The 23,379-nt window shown below is 34.7% G+C and carries 16 protein-coding genes and 10 pseudogenes; 8 read left to right on the forward strand and 18 right to left on the reverse strand.

The window, feature by feature from the left end:
* Nucleotides 1–159 precede the first annotated feature (159 nt).
* Together J2Z81_RS14065 and J2Z81_RS14070 are read right to left on the reverse strand one after the other, a co-directional pair.
* Complete coding sequence (locus J2Z81_RS14065) at nt 160–327, reverse strand: hypothetical protein (RefSeq protein WP_226371618.1); 168 nt, start codon at nt 325–327, stop codon at nt 160–162.
* A 117-nt stretch (nt 328–444) separates the two neighbouring features.
* Nucleotides 445–942, reverse strand: coding sequence for a PTS sugar transporter subunit IIA (locus J2Z81_RS14070; RefSeq protein WP_226371619.1), 498 nt, complete (start codon nt 940–942; stop codon nt 445–447).
* A 227-nt stretch (nt 943–1,169) separates the two neighbouring features.
* Here J2Z81_RS14070 and J2Z81_RS14075 point away from each other — a divergent pair, with 227 nt between their 5' ends.
* Nucleotides 1,170–2,120: an aminoimidazole riboside kinase gene (locus J2Z81_RS14075; protein ID WP_226371620.1), complete on the forward strand. Its 951-nt coding sequence runs from the start codon at nt 1,170–1,172 to the stop codon at nt 2,118–2,120.
* A 27-nt stretch (nt 2,121–2,147) separates the two neighbouring features.
* Here J2Z81_RS14075 and J2Z81_RS14080 read toward each other — a convergent pair.
* Nucleotides 2,148–2,849 (reverse strand): annotated as a pseudogene (locus J2Z81_RS14080) (transposase).
* Between the two features lie 118 nt (nt 2,850–2,967).
* Nucleotides 2,968–3,792 (reverse strand): MerR family transcriptional regulator, encoded by an 825-nt coding sequence (locus tag J2Z81_RS14085; RefSeq protein WP_226371621.1) that lies wholly within the window; start codon nt 3,790–3,792, stop codon nt 2,968–2,970.
* 106 nt (nt 3,793–3,898) lie between these two features.
* On the opposite strand from J2Z81_RS14085, the gene J2Z81_RS14090 reads away from it, so the two are divergent.
* Both J2Z81_RS14090 and J2Z81_RS14095 read left to right on the forward strand, forming a co-directional pair.
* Entirely contained in the window at nt 3,899–4,339 is a 441-nt protein-coding gene (locus J2Z81_RS14090; protein WP_226371622.1) for a small multi-drug export protein, read from the forward strand.
* Nucleotides 4,327–4,508: pseudogene (locus J2Z81_RS14095) on the forward strand (transposase); the annotation flags it as partial. The gene J2Z81_RS14090 and the pseudogene J2Z81_RS14095, both read left to right, overlap by 13 nt.
* Nucleotides 4,509–5,304: 796 nt before the next feature.
* Here the strand turns inward: J2Z81_RS14095 and istB are convergent.
* Together istB and J2Z81_RS14105 are read right to left on the reverse strand one after the other, a co-directional pair.
* A pseudogene (gene istB / locus J2Z81_RS16010) lies at nt 5,305–6,058 on the reverse strand (IS21-like element helper ATPase IstB).
* Complete coding sequence (locus J2Z81_RS14105; RefSeq protein WP_226371623.1) at nt 6,055–6,252, reverse strand: hypothetical protein; 198 nt, start codon at nt 6,250–6,252, stop codon at nt 6,055–6,057. The pseudogene istB and the gene J2Z81_RS14105 overlap by 4 nt, the downstream one beginning before the upstream one ends.
* A gap of 193 nt (nt 6,253–6,445) precedes the next feature.
* On the opposite strand from J2Z81_RS14105, the pseudogene J2Z81_RS14110 reads away from it, so the two are divergent.
* Nucleotides 6,446–7,960: pseudogene (locus tag J2Z81_RS14110) on the forward strand (IS3 family transposase).
* A 113-nt stretch (nt 7,961–8,073) separates the two neighbouring features.
* On the opposite strand, the pseudogene J2Z81_RS14115 reads toward J2Z81_RS14110, so the two are convergent.
* The 10 genes and pseudogenes from J2Z81_RS14115 to J2Z81_RS14160 form a co-directional block, all read right to left on the reverse strand.
* Nucleotides 8,074–8,253: pseudogene (locus J2Z81_RS14115) on the reverse strand (IS5/IS1182 family transposase); the annotation flags it as partial.
* 233 nt (nt 8,254–8,486) lie between these two features.
* Complete coding sequence (locus tag J2Z81_RS14120; RefSeq protein WP_226371624.1) at nt 8,487–9,575, reverse strand: M24 family metallopeptidase; 1,089 nt, start codon at nt 9,573–9,575, stop codon at nt 8,487–8,489.
* A gap of 143 nt (nt 9,576–9,718) precedes the next feature.
* Complete coding sequence (locus J2Z81_RS14125) at nt 9,719–9,955, reverse strand: hypothetical protein (RefSeq protein WP_226981388.1); 237 nt, start codon at nt 9,953–9,955, stop codon at nt 9,719–9,721.
* Between the two features lie 449 nt (nt 9,956–10,404).
* Nucleotides 10,405–11,112 carry an aspartate/glutamate racemase family protein gene (locus J2Z81_RS14130; RefSeq protein ID WP_226371625.1) on the reverse strand — a complete coding sequence of 236 codons (708 nt, stop codon included), beginning with the start codon at nt 11,110–11,112 and terminating at the stop codon, nt 10,405–10,407.
* A 135-nt stretch (nt 11,113–11,247) separates the two neighbouring features.
* Entirely contained in the window at nt 11,248–12,513 is a 1,266-nt protein-coding gene (locus J2Z81_RS14135; RefSeq protein ID WP_226371626.1) for a purine-cytosine permease family protein, read from the reverse strand.
* Nucleotides 12,514–12,592: 79 nt separating this feature from the next.
* Nucleotides 12,593–13,345 (reverse strand): IclR family transcriptional regulator, encoded by a 753-nt coding sequence (locus J2Z81_RS14140; RefSeq protein WP_226371627.1) that lies wholly within the window; start codon nt 13,343–13,345, stop codon nt 12,593–12,595.
* A 79-nt stretch (nt 13,346–13,424) separates the two neighbouring features.
* The gene (locus J2Z81_RS14145; protein ID WP_226371628.1) at nt 13,425–15,122 is read right to left on the reverse strand and encodes a hydantoinase B/oxoprolinase family protein; all 1,698 of its coding nucleotides are present in this window, start codon (nt 15,120–15,122) and stop codon (nt 13,425–13,427) included.
* 2 nt (nt 15,123–15,124) lie between these two features.
* Entirely contained in the window at nt 15,125–17,164 is a 2,040-nt protein-coding gene (locus J2Z81_RS14150) for a hydantoinase/oxoprolinase family protein (RefSeq protein ID WP_226371629.1), read from the reverse strand.
* A gap of 398 nt (nt 17,165–17,562) precedes the next feature.
* Complete coding sequence (locus J2Z81_RS16250; protein WP_390337263.1) at nt 17,563–17,706, reverse strand: DUF4411 family protein; 144 nt, start codon at nt 17,704–17,706, stop codon at nt 17,563–17,565.
* Nucleotides 17,707–17,750: 44 nt separating this feature from the next.
* Nucleotides 17,751–18,053 (reverse strand): annotated as a pseudogene (locus J2Z81_RS14160) (transposase); the annotation flags it as partial.
* 17 nt (nt 18,054–18,070) lie between these two features.
* On the opposite strand from J2Z81_RS14160, the gene J2Z81_RS14165 reads away from it, so the two are divergent.
* A complete protein-coding gene (locus tag J2Z81_RS14165; protein ID WP_226371631.1) occupies nt 18,071–18,334 on the forward strand; it encodes a hypothetical protein in 264 nt (87 codons plus the stop codon).
* Nucleotides 18,335–18,433: 99 nt separating this feature from the next.
* Here the strand turns inward: J2Z81_RS14165 and J2Z81_RS14170 are convergent.
* A pseudogene (locus tag J2Z81_RS14170) lies at nt 18,434–18,877 on the reverse strand (transposase); the annotation flags it as partial.
* Nucleotides 18,878–19,046: 169 nt separating this feature from the next.
* Entirely contained in the window at nt 19,047–19,238 is a 192-nt protein-coding gene (locus J2Z81_RS14175; RefSeq protein WP_226981389.1) for a CBS domain-containing protein, read from the reverse strand.
* A 93-nt stretch (nt 19,239–19,331) separates the two neighbouring features.
* Here J2Z81_RS14175 and J2Z81_RS14180 point away from each other — a divergent pair.
* The 3 pseudogenes from J2Z81_RS14180 to J2Z81_RS14190 form a co-directional block, all read left to right on the forward strand.
* Nucleotides 19,332–20,003: pseudogene (locus tag J2Z81_RS14180) on the forward strand (transposase); the annotation flags it as partial.
* A 489-nt stretch (nt 20,004–20,492) separates the two neighbouring features.
* Nucleotides 20,493–21,652: pseudogene (locus J2Z81_RS14185) on the forward strand (IS256 family transposase).
* 175 nt (nt 21,653–21,827) lie between these two features.
* A pseudogene (locus J2Z81_RS14190) lies at nt 21,828–23,379 on the forward strand (IS1182 family transposase); the annotation flags it as partial.

Raw genomic sequence — 23,379 nt, forward strand, 5'->3', positions numbered from 1 at the left:
AATGGACACCCTTGCTTTCAGCTAACAGTTCCTACTGCCAAGCCTGTAGTGGACTTTCACCACCAAGTTATAGCCCATGCTGGGCGCACTAAAAAGAGACAGCAGAATACGATGAGGAATTCTGCTGTCTTCTTTAAACATAAATGATGTTTAACCTGTCTATTTATTTTTCCGACTATCTTCTACCATTTTCTTAAGTTCTTGTTGTCCTTTTCGAACAGATTCCATTTCTTTTTCTAACGCCTCTAGGCGATCCATCATTGGCTTTAGTGATTCCTGAAGCATTTTTTGCAGCCGGAGTGATTTTTCATTTTGAGTTGTTTCCATCATCATCTGCTCCTTCTTTTTTATTACCCTTATAATAAAAGGATAATACATCCGAGAACCAAAAAGAAGTATTATGGGTACATCTTTAAAAAACGTTCACAATTTCTTTTTATTTACTTAATTGCTTTTCACCGTGAGAATTACATTCTCTCCCGCAGCAACTGTTTGTTTAGCCTCCGCGTGAATCTCACTCATATCGTTTGTATTTGTAATGATGATCGGGATAATCGTCCCCGTCGCTTTTTCTTCAATCATTTTAGTATCAAAGGAAACAAGCTTATCCCCTTTTTTCACGCGATCCCCTTCATGGATATGGGCGGTAAAACCTTCTCCTTTTAAGTTTACAGTATCAAGACCAATATGAATTAAAATTTCTACACCATTTGCCCCGCGGATGCCAATCGCATGTTTTGTTTCAGATAATTGAATAATTTCTCCGTCAAGCGGAGCTGTCACAACATCATTTGCAGGATGAATCGCAACGCCATCTCCCATCATTTTTTGTGCGAAAACAGGGTCTGGCACTTCTTCCAGCGGAACAAGTTCGCCATCCACCGGTGCATATAATACAATATCTTTATCCTTTTCTTTTTTCTTAAAAAATTTGCCAAGCATTGTTATCCATCCAATCGTTTTTAAGATTTATCCACTTATTCGGCAAAGCTAATTCAACGATCCTTCAAAAACCGTTAATATTCATCGAATAACATCGTTTTGTTATTCAATTTTAGTATAATACAAATAATAATTGAGTTCCATTGGCTACTACGCTTGCTTCCTGTATGTTATATTATGGAACATATATCATAGCAAGAATTGAAGCTTTCATAGGGGGAATTATCATGCAGCATGGTGTGATCACACTTGGCGAAGCATTAATCGATTTTATTCCAACAGATTATTCCAATACCACGTATATCAAAAGCCCAGGAGGAGCTCCTGCCAATGTTGCTGTTGGAGTTGCAAGGCTTGGGGAACGATCAACATTTTTAGGTAAAGTCGGTGATGATGTTTTAGGAAAATTTTTAAAAGAAACATTGCGTGCACACCATGTTCATACGGATCAGCTTTCTTTTACTGCTAATCATCGAACTGGTCTTGTTTTTGTAACGAATGACGCTGACGGGGAGAGAAACTTTGATTTTTATATAAATCCAAGTGCAGATCATTTTCTTCAAAAAGCAGATATCGATACAAAAAACGTAATCAGTCATAAAATCCTTCATTTCGGATCCATTTCCCTAATCCGCCAACCAGCGAAAGAGGCTACGGAACATGCTGTCAAGCTGGCAAGAGAAAATCGAATGGTTATTTCCTTTGATCCGAATTTACGCTTAACACTTTGGGAAAAAGAAGAAGACGCACGTACAACGATCATCTCGATGTTAGATCACGTAGATATTTTAAAATTGTCTGAAGAAGAGCTTACTTTTCTTACAGGTAAACAATTCATAAAAGAAGGAATTGAAATGCTCGAGGTCTACGATATTCGACTGATCATCGTGACAATGGGAGCAAATGGCTGTTATGTACATACACAAGAAGGGGATGCGCATGTTCCCGCAATGAACGTCAAAGCCATGGATACAACTGGGGCTGGTGATGCATTTATGTCAGGGATCTTGTATTCAATCAGTATTGCTGACGCAGAAGTAGATAAGCTCCGGATCAAAGATGTAGTAAAAATGGCCGAATTTGCATCTATATCGGGCGCTTTAGCCGCTTCAACGAAGGGAGCAATGACTGCACTGCCGACGTTAGGAGAAGTAAATAGTCATTTTAAAAAACAATAGAAGGGCTTGTCAACTAAAGTGTGTAAGTTATTCTAAATACTTTAACACACGATCTTTCAAGCGGTCATGAACGAGCAGCTGGTTCATCACCATCGCCCAGTTTTGGATATGGCCACCTTCCCATTTATTTTCGAGTTCTTGCACCCGTAAAAACAATACTTTTAGAAGAGCGTTCTCTTTAGGGAATGCTCCTTTTTTCGTTACCTTTCTGAAGCTTGAATGGATGCTTTCCACCGCATTTGTTGTGTACATTATTTTGCGAATGGCGCTTCCGTAATCGTATAACTGTTCGACATGACTAAAGTTTCTTGCCCATACATCTATGGCACCTGGATAGGCAGTCCATTGCTGCTTAAAGGATTCAAAGGCACTCTGGCATGCCTTCAGGCTTGGTGCACTGTATACTTTCTTTAACGTTTTGGTGAACGATTTATAATCTTTGCTTGGCACATACTCAACGCCTCTGGCCTTGATTTCATCGAAGATCTGCATCCACTTATGCTTGCCTTAACAGTCTTTTGTCCGTAACCTTTCCTTCTGTTTCCAGTTGTTTTTTCTTTTTTTGTTGGACTGATAGCCCAAATGCGTATTGATTTCCTCCTTGAGCATGGATTCGAACATCGGCCCAAATATCTCTTTCAGTGCATTTTGCATATCTTCAACTGATTCTGGCTGATATGCTAATTCTTCGGAGTTAGGATTTCTTTTTGGCTTTACCACGAAAATCACTCCTTTAATCTATTATTTATATTCTACTAAATAAAAAACTGTGTGAGTAAGAACCGTACGCATTCTTACTTACACAGTTAATATTACACTCCCTGGTAGAAGAAATATAACAGCTTGGTTATTTTTCTTCTACTTTTATCATTATTTTTATAACATAATTGTCCTCCACATTTAAACTTATTCCTTCCATTAAATACAGATATTCTTCAAAGCTATCACCACAAATACGAAACCCTTTCTTTCCCAAATAACTTTTTATTTTATCATATGTTTCATGAATCATCACATAACTACCTTTATGAAAACCTACTACATATTTTCCAGCTTTTTTAATTAATGTCGCTGCTAAATCAGGTTGCTCCGTTCGGATATACAAATTCGAATAATTTAAATAATCCCCCGCTTCTACTTGCTCTTGACGTATTAAAGCTCCACCATTATCAATGATGAGCCCTGCTTGCTTTATATTTTTTAAAAATGACATAATTGCTTTCACAATATCTTTATGGGGTAAATTTAAAATGTTTTCACTTAATATATATCGTTCTGTCTCCATCTCCTCAATTGTAAACTGATCAAAATCCAACCGTAATGATTCTTCAATTTGTTTTTTTTGGTTTTGGATTAGTTTCTGTGTACGCTGCATCTCTTTAATTTTCATTTTTACTATTTTTTCTTTTTCAGATAACAATTCAATCGCATTATTTGATGTTCTGAACTGTGAAAAATTTTTAATTTCATCTAAAGACATACCAATTTCTTTCAACATGTCAATAACGTTAAAAATTTCCAATTGTTGAACGGAATAATAGCGATATTTATTTTCGCATCTATATTCTGGCTTTAAAAGACCAATATCATCATAGTGGAAAAGTGTTTGCTTTTTTACACCACATAAATCTGCAAATTCCCCTGTCGTAAATAGTTTTTTTGTAGAATCCAATTATCTTCACCTCTTTCCTCTTGAGTATACGGTAACCGTATACTTTATCATCATATCATGGAAATTATTACAGGTAAGGAGAAATTTAAAAAGGTGTGATGGTAACATGTTGAACTATATTTGGTTAGCAGCTACTGCTTGGTTTATGGGCTTTTTTCCTTTGTTTGAAATATATGTTGCTGTCCCAGCTTCTATGGGATTAGGGTTAGATGTAATTTCTGCTGTGTTTTGGTCTTGGTTGGGAAACTTTATTGTAATTCCGTTTATTTCTTACTTTTATGATTGGCTCACTAAATTCAACAAAATCAATAAATTCTTTAATAAATTGGCGAACTCTAGAATCAGTAAAAAATTACATCGTAGTCGGGTTATAATTGTTCTTATTGCGACGCCTATGTTTGGTTCTTGGGCAATTGGAGTTACAGGGAAAATTATCGGAATGGATAGAAAGCGACTTTTTTTATCCTCAGGAATAAGCATTGCTATTTATGGTGCAATTATAGGTATCCTTACTCAGCTTGGTATTGACGCCTTTTTAAAAATCTAGAAACTATCTTTCATTTGGAAGAGATATTCAACTATTTCAATTCTCCAATTACAAACGCTTATACGGAGTCCCTAAATCGTTTAATCAAGACAATGAACCATGTTATGTTGGTCGTGGTTATTCTTTTGAAGCCACTAGAGCAAAAGTATTGTTTACCCAAGGCTATCGTTAAGTAAAAAAGAAACTTAAAGAAATTGAAGATAGATTGGGAAAAATACAACTTGATCAATTTCCAAATTGGCGATGAATGGTCCTATGAAGAAATCTATGGTCTTGACTTTTCCACACTTTTTCCCGATTACCGAAATCTAAATTGTAATGTAGCACTAATGTAATGATTTTTATGTTGACTAATTAATCTATAATGATAAGTTAAATGGTGAATCATGAAATTCCTATATAGCTAAATCAAGCAACAAGAAGAAATTGCTCCTTTTGCAGTACAAAATATTACAGAACCGACCAAAACTTGGAGCTTTTTGCTATTTGAGAAAAATATGTTACATTCATACTGATACAAACTTTTTCTTTTTTTACACATCTAGTTCATATGTGTTACCTATCCACCTAATTTGGGTGGATTTTTTTTAGTTTGGAGAGAGTAAAAAAAAGAACAGAATGCTTTTGATGATTATTGTATTTGGCTCTAATTTTTGTAGGAAATGGCAATCGGCAGTATATTTTATGATTATTTATACTTGAGTAACTTGACATGGATCCCTATGGTAATAGCGGATGGAAATAAGACAGGGATTAGTCTTACCTGGCAATTCAGCCTACCTTCACCACTTCTTCATGTAAAGTTGTATTTACGCAAGATTTAATGTATACGCCCGATTGCCAAAAGATACATTTTTAAAATGTTATTAACAAATTTTGATCACAAGAAGTATAAGAGGACGCGATATGTTTTTTTATAAACAGTATGAAGATTTATCCAACAAACAATTATAGTATTTAAGTTATTACTTAAAAGTTAATTCACTTTTTAACCATTCTTCTGTTTCACGCATTCTAAAGGATGGTCCATTCATATTTAAAACGTGCGATTTATGTGTTAATCGGTCTGTCAAAGCAGCCGTTAATACTTGATCGGGAAAAATTCCATTTTGTAAATGGTAAGTTACTTGTAATAATCGTAGATTTTCTCCCCGCTCTTAAGGAAAGATGTGTAAACAATAATTCTGCGCCTTCTTTATCGAAGGATATATAACCTAGTTCATCTATAATAACTAAGTCATATTTCTCAAACTTCAATTCAAATGAACGAAGTGTACGATCTGATCTACATTCTTTTATTTGATTGATAAGTGAAGGTACCGTCGCAAAAAATACTTTATATCCAGCCAAACATGCTTCCATACCTAAACCAATAGACGTATGCGTCTTTCCAGTGCTAGGCGACCCTGTTAATAGGACGTTTTGACCTTCTTTGATAAAATCTAATTGTTTTAAAATCGGTATTTTTTGTTGAGCTTGAGGAGGCAACGCCTCCATAGACAATTCCTATAATAACTTCCTTTGCGGGAAATTTGCCGTACGAATTCTATTTTGTTTTGCTCGAATAAACCTGTCTTCCTTTTCCTGCACCAATACTTGATGCAGGATTTTGATTGCCTGTTCTGGGTGTGTAAATGATGTCTCTTCGTTAACTAGTTTTCGTATACTTGGTAATCTAAGATCCTTACACATTTGAATAACTTGTTCTTTCATTGTCATGATGAAGTGACCTCCTCTAATTGATTAAACAATGCCGCATATGCCATCATGTTATCTTCTGCTTGCTTAGTTACATCATCATCTCGTATAATATGACCTTCATTCGATGCTGATTGTTCGCATAAAAATAAAATTCTTTCTGTCGAAACATGATCTGGACGTATTGTTTTAAGTTGCTCAACGACGCTTATCACTTCATCAATATTGTTATTCGTTTGTATATAAAAGAGTAATTCTAGAAATTCAAATTCTTGGTCGCTTTCTTTGCTAATATTAATTTTAAACTGTATCGTTTTATTTGCTGTCGGAATGTGTAACCGTCAAGTAGAATTAAACAGTTGGGCATGCGGACAAAATCTTAGACCAAAATTGGTCAGGAGGAAAATGATGTTTGCCTATGAGAAAAGATTAAGAGCGGTAAAATTATATTTTAAATACGAATCCTATGCTGCTGTGATAAATGAATTGGGATATCCCTCCCGCGGGGCTCTTATACAATGGGTGAAAGAGTATAAAGATAATGGTGATGTCAAAAAAGAAATTACCCGACGCCCCAAATATACAGATAAAGAAAAACAAAAAGCGGTTAATCACTTTTTAGAATTCGGGAAATGTTATTCTCGTACATGCAGAATGTTAGGCTACCCTAGCCGTGCACTATTAACACAATGGGTAAAGGAATTGGCACCACAAGTTCGTAAATTCAAAAGAAATGGGTTAAAATTAACTTCAGAAGAAAAGGAAGCTACTGTTCTTGCTTTACTTACACGTGGTGATAGTTCTGCACAAAGTATTGCTGATAAAGTCGGCGTTAGTAGAGAATCCCTTTATACATACAAAGATCAGTTGCTTGGCAAGGGAGTGCCCGTAAATAAAATGAATAAATCTGAAGATACAGATATTAATAAGCTCAAAGATCAAGTCAAGCAACTCCAAGATGAGGTATATTATCTTCAAATGCAAAAGGATATACTAGAAAAGGCGGGGGAGATCATAAAAAAAGACCAGGGCATCTTTCTGGAAAAACTAACAAATAAAGAAAAAACAATCCTGATTGATGCCCTTCGTCCGAAATACAGGCTCTCTCAGCTACTCTCAATCATTGATATCCCTAAAAGTAGTTACTGTTATCATAAGAGGCAACTTGATTTACCTGATAAATATGAGGATGTACGTGCTAAAATTATTGATTTTTTTGAAAGAAACAACCGCAGGTACGGCTACCGTCGAATACATGCATCACTGAAAAATAACGGTATTATTCTTTCAGAAAAAGTTGTTCGACGAATTATGCGGGAAGAAAACCTTATTGCGAAAACTATTAAAATGAGAAAGTATAATTCGTATCATGGCGAAATATCCCCAGCTGTACCTAATATCCTTCAAAGAGATTTTAAGGCGGATAAACCAAATGAAAAATGAGTTACAGATATAACAGAATTCAGTATTCCCGCTGGAAAAGTATATTTATCGCCAATGGTTGATTGTTTTGATGGCGCGGTCTTGAGTTGGACAATCAGCACTTCTCCCAATGCAGACTTAGTGAATACGATGCTTGATCAGTCGGTGTTCATATTACAGAAAGATGAGCAACCTATTGTTCATACAGACCGGGGTGCGCATTATCGATGGCAAGGATGGATTGACCGAATGGATAAGAATAATCTCATACGTTCGATGTCCAAGAAAGGTTGTTCTCCCGACAATGCCGCATGCGAAGGCTTTTTTGGACGACTTAAAAATGAGTTTTTTTATGGTGAGTCGTGGATAGATGTGTCTGTTGGAAAGTTCATCGAACTATTGGACGAGTATCTTGAATGGTATAATAATAAAAGAATCAAATTATCATTAGGTGGCGTTAGCATCATGAAATATCGAGAATCTATGAATTTTGTAGCGTAGGCTATCTGATGAATAGAATTAAAATATTAAAAAATCACCAAAATATACTGATTTAGCTTAATTCATGTTAGAGATTTTCATCTACTAATGGTCCAAGAAAACATCCGCATCCCCTCAATCATCATACGCGGATGGTAAGCTGGACATCCTGTGCTACGAGTGAAATCCTCAAAAGATTCTACTGGAATACTTTCAATCAAATCATTTATGGCAAAAGCAATATCATTTTTATCTAATTTAACTTCTAAATCTAAAGGCAAAATCACTTGATTCATGGTATAATGTTTAAACATAAGAGCACCTCCGGTGAGTAATGGTTTAGTCACTTTTATTTTACCAGAAGGTGCTCTTTTTGTTTACTAATTATTAGCAGAATAATTAATCATTTTAAAACCAAAGCAAAAAAAGAATCCAGTATCTACTGAATTCCTTTTTTGCTATTTAGCTGAGTTTTGTCCCAGCCCCATTTTTTGCGAAAACATTTAGTTTTTAAGTGAATACGTATCTACTTTAACCTCAGAAACATTCACAAAATAATTAAGTCATGGTTCATAGTCATTAAATTCTCTATTCCATTTTCAGTGATAATAATATTGTCCTCTATTCTTACTCCAAATTGATTTTCGATATATATTCCTGGCTCAATTGTAAACGACATTCCAGGTTGCAGTGTATCTTTGTTTGATGAAGCAATATAAGGCTCTTCATGAGCATCTAAACCAATCCCGTGCCCTAATCGATGCGTAAAGTAATCACCATAACCGGCATCAGAAATAACCTTTTGTGCAACTCCATCAACGTCACACGCTTTCATACCAATTTCAATAGACTGAATAGATTGCATAATAGCATTTTTCACGATATCATATACGTTTCTTTTCTCATCTGATACATTGCCGACGCCAATTGTTCTTGTCATATCACCAACATATCCGTCAATAATAGACCCGAAGTCAATCACAATTAAATCTCCATCTTCAATAAGCTTTTCTGATGCTCTTCCATGTGGTAATGCTCCTCTAAATCCAGAGCCAACAATGGTCGTAAAAGGAGTCCCTTGTGAGCCTCTCATTTTCATTTCATACTCTAATCTAGCGGCTATTTCCATTTCACTTTTACCTACTTGTATGGTAGGCATGGTGGCTTGTAAGCTTTGTTCCAATACCTGAGTAGCTCGACGCATTCGATTTATTTCTTCATCAGTCTTTGTAATTCTTATATCATTTATTAAATCTGAAGAATTTACCGGCTTAGTAATTCCCAGTCTGTTCAGGAAATGCCATTCAAACAAACGCATATGATTAGCCTCAACACTAGTCTGACCTGAAACATTCATTTTCTCTTTTAATGTGCCTGCAAACACTTGCGGACCATCTTCATCAGTATAAGAAAACACCTGATCATTTTCACTTACATTTAATTTAGTTTTTTCTACCTCTGGAACAATGTAATATCCCTGTCCATTTTGCTTAAGAAAATAGAGTAGTAACCTTTCACTAGGCCCGAACTGATTTCCAGTAATGTAATGTAAATTTGATCCAGGAACAAAAATCATAAAATCAATATTCTCTTTTATCATTTTTTCAAGAATGATTTCTTTTCGTTCATATGACATTGATGTCACTCCTTGTTTCTAAACATTCATAAATTAAATACTTTCCATTAATAAAATTATAACATCATGATTTTCCTATTTTAAATATTGATGTAAAGAAACTATACAAAGCATCTCCAGCTATAAATCCAGCTGCCATATGGTCATTTTTGATTATCTTTTGTTTTTGCATACTTATTGACAATTACACGGATTAATATTCCCGCCAATACTGCCCAACCTGCAAGTGGATTAACAAGTAATAAACCTGTAGCTAACAAAATTGCCATTTGCCCTTTCGGACCACCTATAAATTGAATAAGTGCTCCAGGAATTGCCCAAATGATTAATTGAGTAGCAACATTTGAAAAAATTCCAGATTCAATTGTTGCTGCATACACATGAAGGAAGTGCTTTTCATACTAACAGGGAAAGTTCGATAAAAGATATAATAATATATTACATAAGGATACAAGTCGCAATTGTTTTATCAATCCCGTTCTTTTGGTCTGATAAAACATTTTGGAATTGGCTGTTGTTTCCCTAGCGAATAACGATTAAATAATGAAAATTAGGTATGCAACTTTTTATAACTACAAAGAAATAGAAATCTATCATATGATAAATTTGAAAAGCAATGATTTCTATTCCATAAACTAGAGCAATGTAATGTATATTGAACTAGATGAAGATACAATTGTCAAAAAGTTTCTTAAAACGCACGACCTTTTACCCCTCTTTTATTTATAAACCAACTACATAGTTCTAGGCACTATAGACGCTCCCTTATCCGCAATATTTGGGATATAACACTCTACTTTAATTGTAAGTATTCTCATACAAAATCTGATTACTTTAAATAGTCATTTTCATAATCAAATAACTTGCTTGTTGTTAATTCTGCACTAAGTTTAAGACTTCCTAATGTTTCAGCTAATTTCGCTCCTGCCACTATAGGATTAATAACAGGAATTTGAAAAATATTCGCTAACTTTATTTCTAGTCCCGATAACGCACCACACCCTAAAATTATTACTTCAGATTTATCTTCTTTAATAGTTTCTTCTGTTAGTTTTTTTGCAACCTCTAACAAATTGCTGTCATTATTGTTTTGTAATTCTTTAACCGTCATATCAAGAGACTTCCAATTGATTCTATCTTCCATTCCATACAATTTCATATTATCTTGCATTTTAGATAAGCTTTTATCTCTACCAATCAATATCCCATATTTATGACCATATAGTTGCGCAAATAAAACTGATGCTTGAGATATCCCAGTTACTGGTATATCTAATAACTCCCTTAGTACTCGGACGCCTGGATCGTAAAAACAGGCAATACTTATTGCATCATACGAATTTAATTTGTTTTTATCCTTAATCATGAGATTTGTAGCCCAGTGATCATAGTAAAAATATTCTAAGTCATTAGGTCCATTATCATAAGTTATTATATCTAGCTTCGTCCCAGGATTTAGATGTTTAATTAATTCATCTTTTATATTTTTAATTCTATTTTCATTTGTGTTTACAGGTAAAACATGTGCAATTTTCATAAATATACCTCCATATTAAAAATTTAATTATTCTATTTACTACGTTAAATTGATCTAATTTTAATATAAAGTCAATTTAACGTAACAATTTTTTATTATTAGCCACAACATATAGAAAAAAGACAACTTATAAACTCATAATTTTCTATATTCAATAAACTTATGAAATAAATAATATCCTATCATACTAATGATAAACCCATTAATAGCAGGTATGAATACTGGTATTAACAATGAGGAAATCCCACCAATGAGCCAAATTATTATGGCTGGCCAATAATAATTTTCTTTAGTCTTTAATCTCCTTTTAGATACTATAAAGTACTCAGTAATTATTATAGAGGCTACAGGAGGAATAAAGGATGATAAAATATTTAAAAATGGAATAAATACATCAAGTATTCCAATCAATGCAAGTACAATTCCCAATAATGCTACAATAAATGTCCACCATGATCTATTCCATCCAAATATTTTCGTTAAAGCAACTCCTCCACTATACGCTCCAACCATATTGGTTGACCACTGGAGTAATACAACTAGAATCATTGCCAATGAAGGTACTCCTAACGCAGCTAACACTTGTGCAATATCCCAAGGTTCGTCAACCCCCAAAGTAGTAGCTGTTAACGCCATAGCAGATCCCACGATTGTTAATCCGATCTTAGGAACTATTATTCCTGTTGCACCGGTGTATGTCACACTTTTTAAATCACTTCTAATCCAGCGAGTATAATCTGGTGAAAAGGAAGCACTAGCTATCGAAGCGCCTAAAATTAAGTTAGCTCCCCAAAATATGGATTTCTTTGTATTAGGAGTGTATGAAAATACACCTTCCATACCTGTAATATTAATTACTTTCACAAAACCATAAACTACTATCAGTAAAATAGCAGGTATACTGATGTAATCCAACCACTTCATACTTGTTATACCAAAAACTGAAGGGAGCACAAATAAGATTCCCAGGGTTATAATAAACAGGGTGGTTAACTGTCCAATACCTATCATTTGATTAACTGCTTCAGCTGCTATAGTGACTTGTACTCCATAGAATCCAATTCCAGGTAAAACCGCAATAACTAAACCCGTTATAATATTTGTCGCTTTTTTTCCAAAAACATATTCACCAATCACATAGGTATTTAATCCTTCTTTAGCACCTATGTATCCCAATGGAATAAAAAACATTATGATTAAAAGTATACTACCTATAACAGCAGCCAGTATAGCATTTATTAAATTTAGCCCAATAGTTAGAGATCCTCCAGCTGAAAATGACGAAAGTGCAGCTGTCAATCCGAAATATATTGCCGCAATACCTATCCAAGGTTGTCGTTTTGAATCAGGTACTCTTTCCCCTATAAATGAATTAGCTTCTTTGCTTTCCTTTTTATCCAATTAAAAAACCTCACTTTCTATCAAGATATCGACGAATTAACACTTGGTTAATTATTGAACTGGCTGTTTTCTTTCTCTTCTAAATATAATTATAAAAAACTTGTTGGATACTTTTTATCTCTACTAATAATAGTTCCAGCATTTCTATCTTTTTTTCTTCAGTGATTCGATATTCAGGACCAGCTATAGTAATTGATGCTATAATTCGACCGTTTGTATCAAATATAGGAACACCTAAACCAAATACTTGGTCAGAATATTCACCATCTGTGAAACTCCATCCTTGCTCTTTGATTTCATCTAATTCTTTCAACAATTGTTCTTTATTTTGCGGTGTATTTTCAGTAAATTTACGTAATCCTTTATCGATAATAGATAACTGTTCCTCTCTTGATAAATAGGCCATCATTACCTTACAGGATGCACCTACGTATAAAGGTGTACGTGTTCCAATTGAAACTGAAAACTTAATACGCTCCTCACTCTCCGCCATTCCTAATGTAACACCGACGTCATTTTCCTTCCATGTTAAAAATATAGATTCTCTTGTTTTTCTAGAAATCTCTTGCATTATTGGCTCAATTGCCTCAGTAATAGAAAATTGTCCTCGAACAATTTCACTAAATTCAACAAACTTCAGTCCTAAATGATACTTTTTTGTCTCAGGATCTTGAGTTAAAAAGTTGTTTTTTTCAAAGGTAACTAATATTCTGTTAATGGCTGTATGGCTTGTTTCCAACTTTCTAGCAAGTTCCCTAACACCCCATGCCTTTTTTTCTTTAGTAAAGCAATTTAATACTTGAATAGCATTATCTAACGTTTTTAAAATCAATTTAAATCTCCTCCTGTTTTAACAATACTAAATCATTCTAATTGATACTTCTAGTAATAAAACAGGAGAGGAGATTTTCTTAATCTATCTTTTTCTTATATATTTCTATTGCATCTTCTGTTAAAATATAGCCATTTTTAACATCTTGCTTAACCTGATGTAGCGGTCTTTCTTCTGGATTACCATAACCACCACCTGTAGCAGTAGCTAGTTCTATAACATCATCTTTATTAAAGGTTAAACTTTTGACAATTCCTGTAGGTCCTACCACAGTACCATCTTCTCTTATCACTTTTATATAACTTTTTCCACCTTCATGCCCATCACTAACTCCCCAAGGTGGATGTTGATGTCTTCCATAACTGATGGATAGTTTCTGGTTGTTACTTAGTGCTTTATATTTTCGAATGACGCCTGATCCTCCAATATATTTTCCTGCTCCACCACCGTCACATCTTAAACCATACTCTTCTACCATTACTCCATATCTAGCTTCGGCGACTTCGACAGGAATATTGTATGTTTCTCCATCCCCCATGCAAAACTGTCCCCTCTGCCCATCATGATCATTTCCTGCTCCCCATCCACCTACAGATGGCTCAACTAACAAAAAGGGTTTTTCTGTATCAGGGTGATCTCCACTAATTAAAACAGATGAAACAGATAGTAAATGTCCTGCTGGTAATTGGTCTGGAATCTCTGGTGCAAGAGCTTTCCAAATGAGATCTGATCCACCTAATCTACCTTCAAAGTTCATTGAAACAGGTGCTGGTCGTTCTGCTGATATAATCGATCCCTTGTTAGTAATAATTTTTAACGGGTTAAAAACACCTTCATTTATATTTTTAGTAGGATGAATGACTGCTAAATACATTACCCTTACACTAGCCATAAGACCAAAGTATGAACAGTTTACTGGAGATTGAACTTGTTCATGGCTGCCTCTAAAATCACATATAAACTCATCTTCAGTGATTGTTACCTTTACTTGGATAGGGTATGGACCTCCAACATTTGGATCATCCTCAATAAAATCACTTGCATAAAAAGTTCCTTTTGGTAATTTATCTAATGCTTGTTTCGATAATTCCTGTCCTTGTTTTAACAATAGATTAATCGACTGAATAACCGATTCCTTCGTATGTTTAGCACAAAGTTCCTCAAATCTTTTTTGTCCCGTTCGTAAGGCAGCGATTTGAGCCCACATATCCCCCAATGACTGCTCTGGAAGACGTACGTTCTGTTCAATGATATCAACGACTGCTTGATTAATTTCATCAGCATTAAATAATTTAACCCCTGGTAATTGAAGACCTTCTTGATAAATTTCTGTAGAATCATTTGTAAATGAACCCGGATCTTTACCACCAACCTCGGTCCAATGGCCTTTGTTGACTGAAAATGCCACTATTTCATTCTCATAGAAAATTGGCATGATTAATCCAACGTCTGATAAATGAGAGCCTCCACCTACATATGGGTCATTGATAATAATGACGTCACCTTGTTCAAAATCTTTTCCATCATCGTATTTCTGTAATACATGTTGTACCATGGGACTTAACATACCAATGAAACTCGTAACACCATTTCCTTGACTAATAAGATTTCCTCTTGCATCGGTCAATCCACATGCATAATCAAGTGCTTCATAAAACATTGGACTCATAGAAGTTTTTGCTAGAGCAATAAACATTTCATCACCAATAGACAATAACGAATCTTTAATAACTTCAAGCATAAACGGATTAACATCTTTTAATTGTTCAGAACTCATGATTAAACCCCCGTTTCTATAATTAAATTCCCATATTTATCAATCGCTAGACTTTGATCTGGATATAGTAAGGTTGACGTTTGCTTTTCCTCAATAATCGCAGGTCCTTGGACTGTCATGTTTTTACCCAATCTTTCCCTTAAATAAACAGATGTTTTAAGCCATCCTTTATCCTCAAAATAGACATCTCTAATTTCTAAAAGTGCATCTTTAGAATTTAATTTTTCCGCTATTTCTAGTGGCTTAATTTTTTCTACCTGTCCAAATCCGGTTAAATGGATATTTACAATTTCTGTTTTTGTATCAGGTAGTTTAAATGTATAAGCTTGCTCATGAAGATCGTGAAACAGTTCTATAATTTGATCAATATCAGATACAGTCCAGTCGTTATTTGGTACAGGAACTTTTACAGTATGCTCTTGCCCAACATAACGAACATCCAAATACCGTGTAAACATTATATTTTTCTTATCCATATCTTCTTCAATAAATTCTTGAGTAGCTTTTGTTTCTATCTCAGCCCATTTAGCATTTATTTGTTCTACATCTAAGTTATTTAATGATTCTAAATAGGTCTCAATATAATCACGTCTTAAGTCCGTTTGTAACATACCCCAAGCAGAAAAGACCGCGGATGAAACAGGAATAATTACCTTTTTAACGCCTAATTCGCGACCTAATATAGCAGCATGCATCGGGCCTCCTCCGCCATAGGCAACCATAGTAAATTCAGAAGGATCATACCCTTTTCGAACAGAGATAAGACGTAAAGCATTAAGCATATTTGAATTGGCAATCTGAATAATGCCCAATGCTCCCTCCTCAAGAGATACATCAAATGGTTTCGATATTTTTTCTTCTACCACTTCTTGTACCTTTGTCATGTTTACATCATAATCAAAATTCTTTGCTGAAAGTCTACCTGTCACAAGTTGTGCATCCGTTGTCGTTGGCGAATCCCCACCTAAGCCATATGCAACAGGCCCTGGATCAGACCCAGCTGATTGAGGGCCAACTTGTAACGATCCAAGGTCATCTACCCATGCAATAGATCCACCACCATTACCTATTTCAACAATATCTACAACAGGTGCTTTGATAGGATATCCTGCATTTACATCTGATTTTTCAATAAAATAATCCGTTGTTATTTTAACTTCCGAATCATGAATCAACGAACACTTTGCGGTAGTTCCACCAATATCAAAAGCAATAATATTTTCTTCACCAATTAATTTCCCAAGAACTTGTGCTCCGTAAATACCTGCAACGGGTCCAGATTCAACCATTTGAATTGGCTCTTCCTTTGCATGTTCAAATGTTGTCGCACCACCGTTGGATTGCATGATATATTTAGTTCCAAATATCTCTTTGTTTTCCAGTTCAATATTTAACCTATTAATATATTGATTAGCAATAGGTTTGACATAAGAATTTAGAACTGTTGTATTTGTACGCTCATATTCTCTCCACTCTTTTGAAATTTCATATGACGCAGTCACATATACTTCTGGCCAAATGGATTGAATATACTTTTTGGCCATTTGTTCATGAATTGAATTTTTATACGAATGAAGAAATGATATTGCAATCGCTTCCATTTTTTGTTTTTTAAAGTACTGAATAATCTTGTCTACTTCATCTTTATTTAATTCAGTTATAACGTCACCTTTGTAATTCAAACGTTCCTCAACTTCACATCGTACATATCGTTCTACAAAAGGTTTTGGTTTTTGATATTTGAAATTATATAAATCTGGACGATTCCCTCTAGCTATCTCTAAAACATCTCTCATTCCCTTAGTCGTAATTAACCCGACTTTAGCACCTTTTCTTTCCGTTAGAGTATTAATTACTATTGTTGAGCCATGTATAAAGATATCAATATCTGTAGTTGAAATACCGCTTTTCTCAATTACATTCATGACCCCTTTTTCATACGCGTGAGGCGTCGTATGATCTTTTTCAACATCAAATACTCCACTTTCGTCAAGATATACTAAATCTGTAAACGTACCACCAATATCTGTCGCAACTCTCATAGTTTACACCTCTCTGTACCTATAATCGAACCACTGGTTCATATTTCATTAGATATTATTATATACACCACTTTCAAAAAAATCAAGGGTATAAGAGTGAGTATTTAGAAAATATAAATTTGTGTATATCTTTCTAAAAATTGAACGATGTGGGTAGAGAGTCAAGTGAAACATTAATCCATCGTGGTTGAACAGTATCCAAAATTTAAATTACAGAAAAAAACACCCTTCGGGTGATGGTAAAATCCAAACTAAATACAATGAAATAAACGGGAAAAGTACATTGAATTTCAAAAATAAATATACTTCCATTTAAAATCCCCAAAATAAAAACCTAAAGTCAGAATTTCACTCTAACTTTAGGCAGCAAAATTTAATTGATAAATTCTATAAATCTATTACAATTCAAAATTTAAATCTTCCATCATACTGAACAAATTTGTATAAGGGATGTTTAAGTCTTGACATACATTAGGTATTTTTGCACTAGACAACGGTGTTCCTCCGTTGTAATGTAGCATTGTTTCAAAAGAAACAACTATATAATCATAAGCTTGTTTGTCAAATAAAGTGCGTAAGTTCTAATTTATTCAAGGTTCTTTAACACTCTATTTTTTAAATCATCATGGATAAGAAGTTGGTTCATAACCATTGCCCAGTTTCGGATACGACCACCGTCCCATTTTGATTCCAATTCTTTGATTCGTAAAAATAACACTTTTAGCAGAGCATTCTCATTGGGGAATGCTCCTTTTTTGGTTACTTTTCTGAAGCTTGAATGAATGCTTTACACAGCATTCGTTGTATACATTACATTACGGGTGGCACTTCCATAATCAAAAAGCTGTTCAACGTGATTAAAGTTACGTACCCACACATCGATTGCCCCGCTGGCTTGAATTTGCTTTGGAAGTAATTTACCTCTTTTTCAAAAAAGATACGTATTTAATTCCTGAAAGTCGTACTTCACTTGTTCGAGAAGATAATAATTACTTATCTCAAGCTCAATTTGCTAATTTTCTAACGAAACATGGATTGCCAACAGTTCGCCAAAAAATTGGAATTTATTATCGTCGTGGTAAGTTACCAAAAACCGATCTAGAAGTTGGTGGGGTAAGGTATTGGCACAAAGATACGTGTGAGAAATATTTAAGGAATATAAAAAATTAAAAAGAGTATGTTTATCTCGATAGAAAAGAGGTAAAAAAATGGAATATTCCCTGGAATCTTTAGAAGAGAAATTAGATTTATTAGTATTCGTTAAATAGATCAAGCTGCAAATTCCATAGACTTCCAATATTTCATAATGCTAATCCCACCTAACGATAACTTGATTCTTTGGTTATTATACCATTCAAGATACTCGTCTAATGGTTCGATGAAGGCACCAACAGACACATCCATCCAAGACTCACCATAAAAGAACTCATTTTTAAGTCGTCCAAAAAAACCTTCGCAAGCGGCGTTATCGGGTGAGCAACCTTTCTTAGACATTGAGCGTATGAGATTATTATTGTTCATTTGTTCAATCCATCCTTGCCATCGATAATGCGCACCACGATCTGTATGAACAATAGGACGTTCATCTTTTTGTAATATATCTAGCGCTTGATCGAGCATCGTATTCACTAATTCCGCATTGGGAGAAGTGCTAATTGTCTAACTTACGACTGCACCCTCAAAACAATCAACCATTGGCGATAAAAACACTTTGCAATGTATTAGTATTGTGTAATTATAAAGTAGTAGTTAAATATTGAATGAACCCGGATCTTTCCCATAGAAAATCATGCACAGTATCAGGTTGTGAATGATACTGCTATTGAAAAAGAGATTACTAGCTTCACTATTTAACGTTATGTTCCTTACTTTCTATTTCTTTTTATTCATGAAGAAATAAATAATTCATGATATCTTTTCTTAATACAATACCGACAATTTTGTCTTCATTATTAAGCACAGGGAGACGTTTTATTTTATTACGAACGATTAAAGTTGCTGCATCGTCCACCTCATTATTCGGACTAGTAGAAATGACTTTTTCCGTCATGACTGTTTTCACAAAATGACCCATCGATTTTTTGACATCTTCAAAGTACTTGTTAGGATCCCCTAGATAGATAATGGCTCCGAGGATTTCTGAAAACTCAGAAACCTTCCCTTCCGAATGATGGATCTGTTCTTCGAACAATATAGCTCGGATGAACTGGCTCACATGAGTTTGGAAGATCTGGATGACTATCTGCGTTCCAAAGGGAAAAACCGCTTTGAAAATCCAGAACAAGTCGCAAAAACTATTCAGAAAGCTGCTCGATCCTCCTATCGTCTGGATAAGGTTGTTGAAGATTCGATTGACACCATATTGGCAACATCGATCACCGTCATTCGGACGTTTGAAAAGCGGATAAAAGAATTAGGCAAATCCATCAAACGGATCATGGCTGGCATGACACAAACCCTTGAATCTGTACCAGGTATCAGTCCTGTATTTGCCGCAGGCATCATCGCTGAAATCGGTCAAATCGAGCGATTTGAAGATGAGACCAAGATTGCCAAATATGCTGGACTATACTGACGCAAACACCAATCTGGACGATTCACGGCTGAGGATACTTCCCTGACACGAAATGGTAATAAATACCTGCGATACTATCTGGTTGAAGCCGCCAACTCGATAAGAAGGCATATTCCCGTATACAAAGATTATTACGCGAAAAAGTATCAGGAAGTACCGAAACATCAGCATAAAAGATGCCTCGCCCTAACCGCAAGAAAATTTGTGCGTTTGGTTGATGCTCTACTACGCAACAACCAAATTTACACGCCAAAAGGAGCGTAAATAGATGAAGCATCATTAGCTTCCAAATCCCTTTATTTAATTTCCATAATTTCCAGTAAGTTACAATTAATTACTGGTTTTAGTATGTGTTGCTTTTTTTAAACAAATTGAACCTTGATAATCAAATATTTAATTAATATTTTTTTGACATATCACCGCAGGTCTTTCACACATAGTTTTACCAAGACTCTTTCTGTTGAAACATTTTCGAACGAGCAAGTCATTTCCAAAGCCAATAACAAAGTTATTAAAAAATATAGAACTGTCCTCCCTCAAAAAGAGACATGTCTGTATTTGTTCTTTATCAGCTAAAATCTATACTTTCAAAGTGTCTATACTTTTTATCAATTCAACTTCCTCTTTCTCTAGCAGAAGGCGCTCGATGAATTGATAGAGTCCATATAATTGTGTAAAAAGAATAGGCCATCTGACTGCCTTTAATGTACAATGTTTTTAACCACAAAAACTTGTATATGGAGGCAGATCAAGATGACCCACCTACATTTTACATTGAAATCTTCTGAAATACAAAATCTAATTAATCAGTCTGTAAAAGATGATATGTCAAAAACTATTCTAACAACTGTTTTTAATCAGTTAATGGAAGAACAAAGGACTCAGTACATTAATGCAAGTGAATATGAACGTTCTAATAGTCGGATGAGTCAACGTAATGGATATTACGAAAGAAATTGGACGACTCGAATTGGTACGTTAGAATTAAAAGTCTCCCAAGAACACGTGATGGAAAATTCTCTCCAACATTATTTGAACGTTACCAAAGAAACGAAAAAGCATTACTTGCTTATATGCTTGAAATGTACATTTCTGGAGTTTCAACACGTAAAGTCTCGCATATAGTTGAACAGCTCTGTGGTACATCTGTATCTAAATCCTTATTGACCGCAGAACTTGATCCAATGGTTAAAGAATGGCGTGATCGTTCGCTTTCGGAAACGGATTATCCTTACATAGTTACTGATGTACTTTATATCAAAGTTAGAGAAGACAACAGAGTTATCTCAAAAAATTGTCATATCGCTATCGGAATCAACGAATATGGATACAGAGAAATTATTGGTTTTCTAATTCAAGATGGTGAAAGTGGATTAACTTGGTCTAACTTTTTCGAACACCTAAAAAATCGTGACCTAAAAGATACTAAGCTGGTTATTTCAGATTCTCATAAAGGTTTAGTATCAGCTATTCGTGAATCATTCACTGGTGTATCATGGCAAAGATGTCAAGTACACTTTATGAGAAACATACTTAGCTATGTTCCTAAAAAAGATTCTAAAACCTTGAGAGAAGCTATTAAGGCTATCTTTCACTATACAGATATCGAGTTAGCTCGTAATGCCAAAAACGAACTTATTGATAAATTCAGTGATAATAAACGATACGAAAAAGCTTGTGAAATTCTTGATGATGGATTTGAAGATGCTTTTCAATATACAGTTGTTGCGAAAGGACACTCAAGATTGAAAAGCACAAATGTTATTGAACGTTTAAATCAAGAAGTTCGTAGGCAAGAAAAAGTTGTTCGCATCTTCCCAAATACTGAATCAGCGATACGATTAATCGGCGCCGTCCTCATGGATATCCATGAGGAATGGATTGGTTCAAATAGAAGATATATTCAATTTTAAATTGGGGCTGGGACAAAACTCAGCTAAATAGCAAAAAAGGAATTCAGTAGATACTGGATTCTTTTTTTGCTTTGGTTTTAAAATGATTAATTATTCTGCTAATAATTAGTAAACAAAAAGAGCACCTTCTGGTAAAATAAAAGTGACTAAACCATTACTCACCGGAGGTGCTCTTATGTTTAAACATTATACCATGAATCAAGTGATTTTGCCTTTAGATTTAGAAGTTAAATTAGATAAAAATGATATTGCTTTTGCCATAAATGATTTGATTGAAAGTATTCCAGTAGAATCTTTTGAGGATTTCACTCGTAGCACAGGATGTCCAGCTTACCATCCGCGTATGATGATGAAAATTATTTTGTGTGCTTATACACAGTCTGTATTTTCCGGACGGAAAATAGAAGCGTTACTAAAAGATAGTATCCGCATGATGTGGTTAGCTCAAGGGTACGAACCAAGTTATCGTACAATTAATCGATTTCGTACAAACCCTTTAGTTGCGGAATTATTACGTCAATGTTTTGTGCAATTCCGTTCTAAACTGGTTCAAGAAAAGGAAATCGATGCGGAAGCTATTTTTATTGACGGTACAAAAATAGAAGCTAATGCGAATAAGTTTACATTTGTTTGGCGTAAATCTGTTGAAAGATACAGTTCGAACCTGATTGAAAAATCTAACGTAATGTACGATGAGTTGTTGGAGAAAGAAATTATTCCAGCGCTTGAACGTGAAAATGAAGAAGAACTCTCGGTGAAGGAAATAGAAACCATCGTCGAAAAGCTAGACGATACCATTGATACATATACGAGAAAGATTGACGGTTCTGATGTGGTAAGCGAACGGAAACAGTTGCGCTCGGAGCGCAAAGAACCGAAGAAATATCGAAAACATTATGGAGATTTTCTTGTTCGGAAACAAAAGTATCAGCGAGATATGGAGATATTTAAAGATAGAAATAGTTATTCGAAAACAGATCATGACGCCACATTCATGCGTATGAAAGACGATTATATGAGAAATGGCCAATTAAAAGCTGGATATAACTTACAAATTGCGACAGAAGGACAATATGCGTTAGCGTACGATATCTTTCCTAATCCGACAGATACACGCACCTTTATTCCATTTTTAAATACGATTGAAAAAGATTATTTTGAATTACCCAAATACATCGTTGCCGATGCAGGTTATGGTAGTGAACAAAACTATGATGATGTATTAAATAATAAAAATCGCACACCACTTATTACATACAACCAATATCGGAAAGAAAAGAAAAAGAAATTTAAAAATGACCCATTTAAAACTGCAAACTGGGAATACGGTGGAGCAACAGATTCGTTTATCTGTCCAAATAATCAAAGATTAAATTATATATACGATTCTAATCGGACAGATAAATATGGCTTTAAAAGAACATTTAAGGTCTACAAGAGTGAAGACTGTTCCGACTGTCCTGTGCGCTCCTTATGTACAAAGGCAGCAGCAGGTAAAAACAGAAAGTTATTTTACAATGAAAAATGGGAATACCAAAAAGAATATGTGAGAGAGAAGCTTTCAACGAAGAAACAGGTGAAATCTATGGGAAACGTAAAATAGATGTTGAACCAGTTTTTGGATTTTTGAAGGCTAATTTAGGTTTCACTCGTATGTCCGTACGAGGAAAACCTAAGGTGCATAACGAAATGGGATTTGCGTTAATGGCGGTAAATTTAAGGAAGTA

The organism is Virgibacillus alimentarius (assembly GCF_017874635.1).
In the GTDB taxonomy this organism is placed as follows: Bacteria; Bacillota; Bacilli; order Bacillales; family Amphibacillaceae; genus Virgibacillus_B; species Virgibacillus_B alimentarius.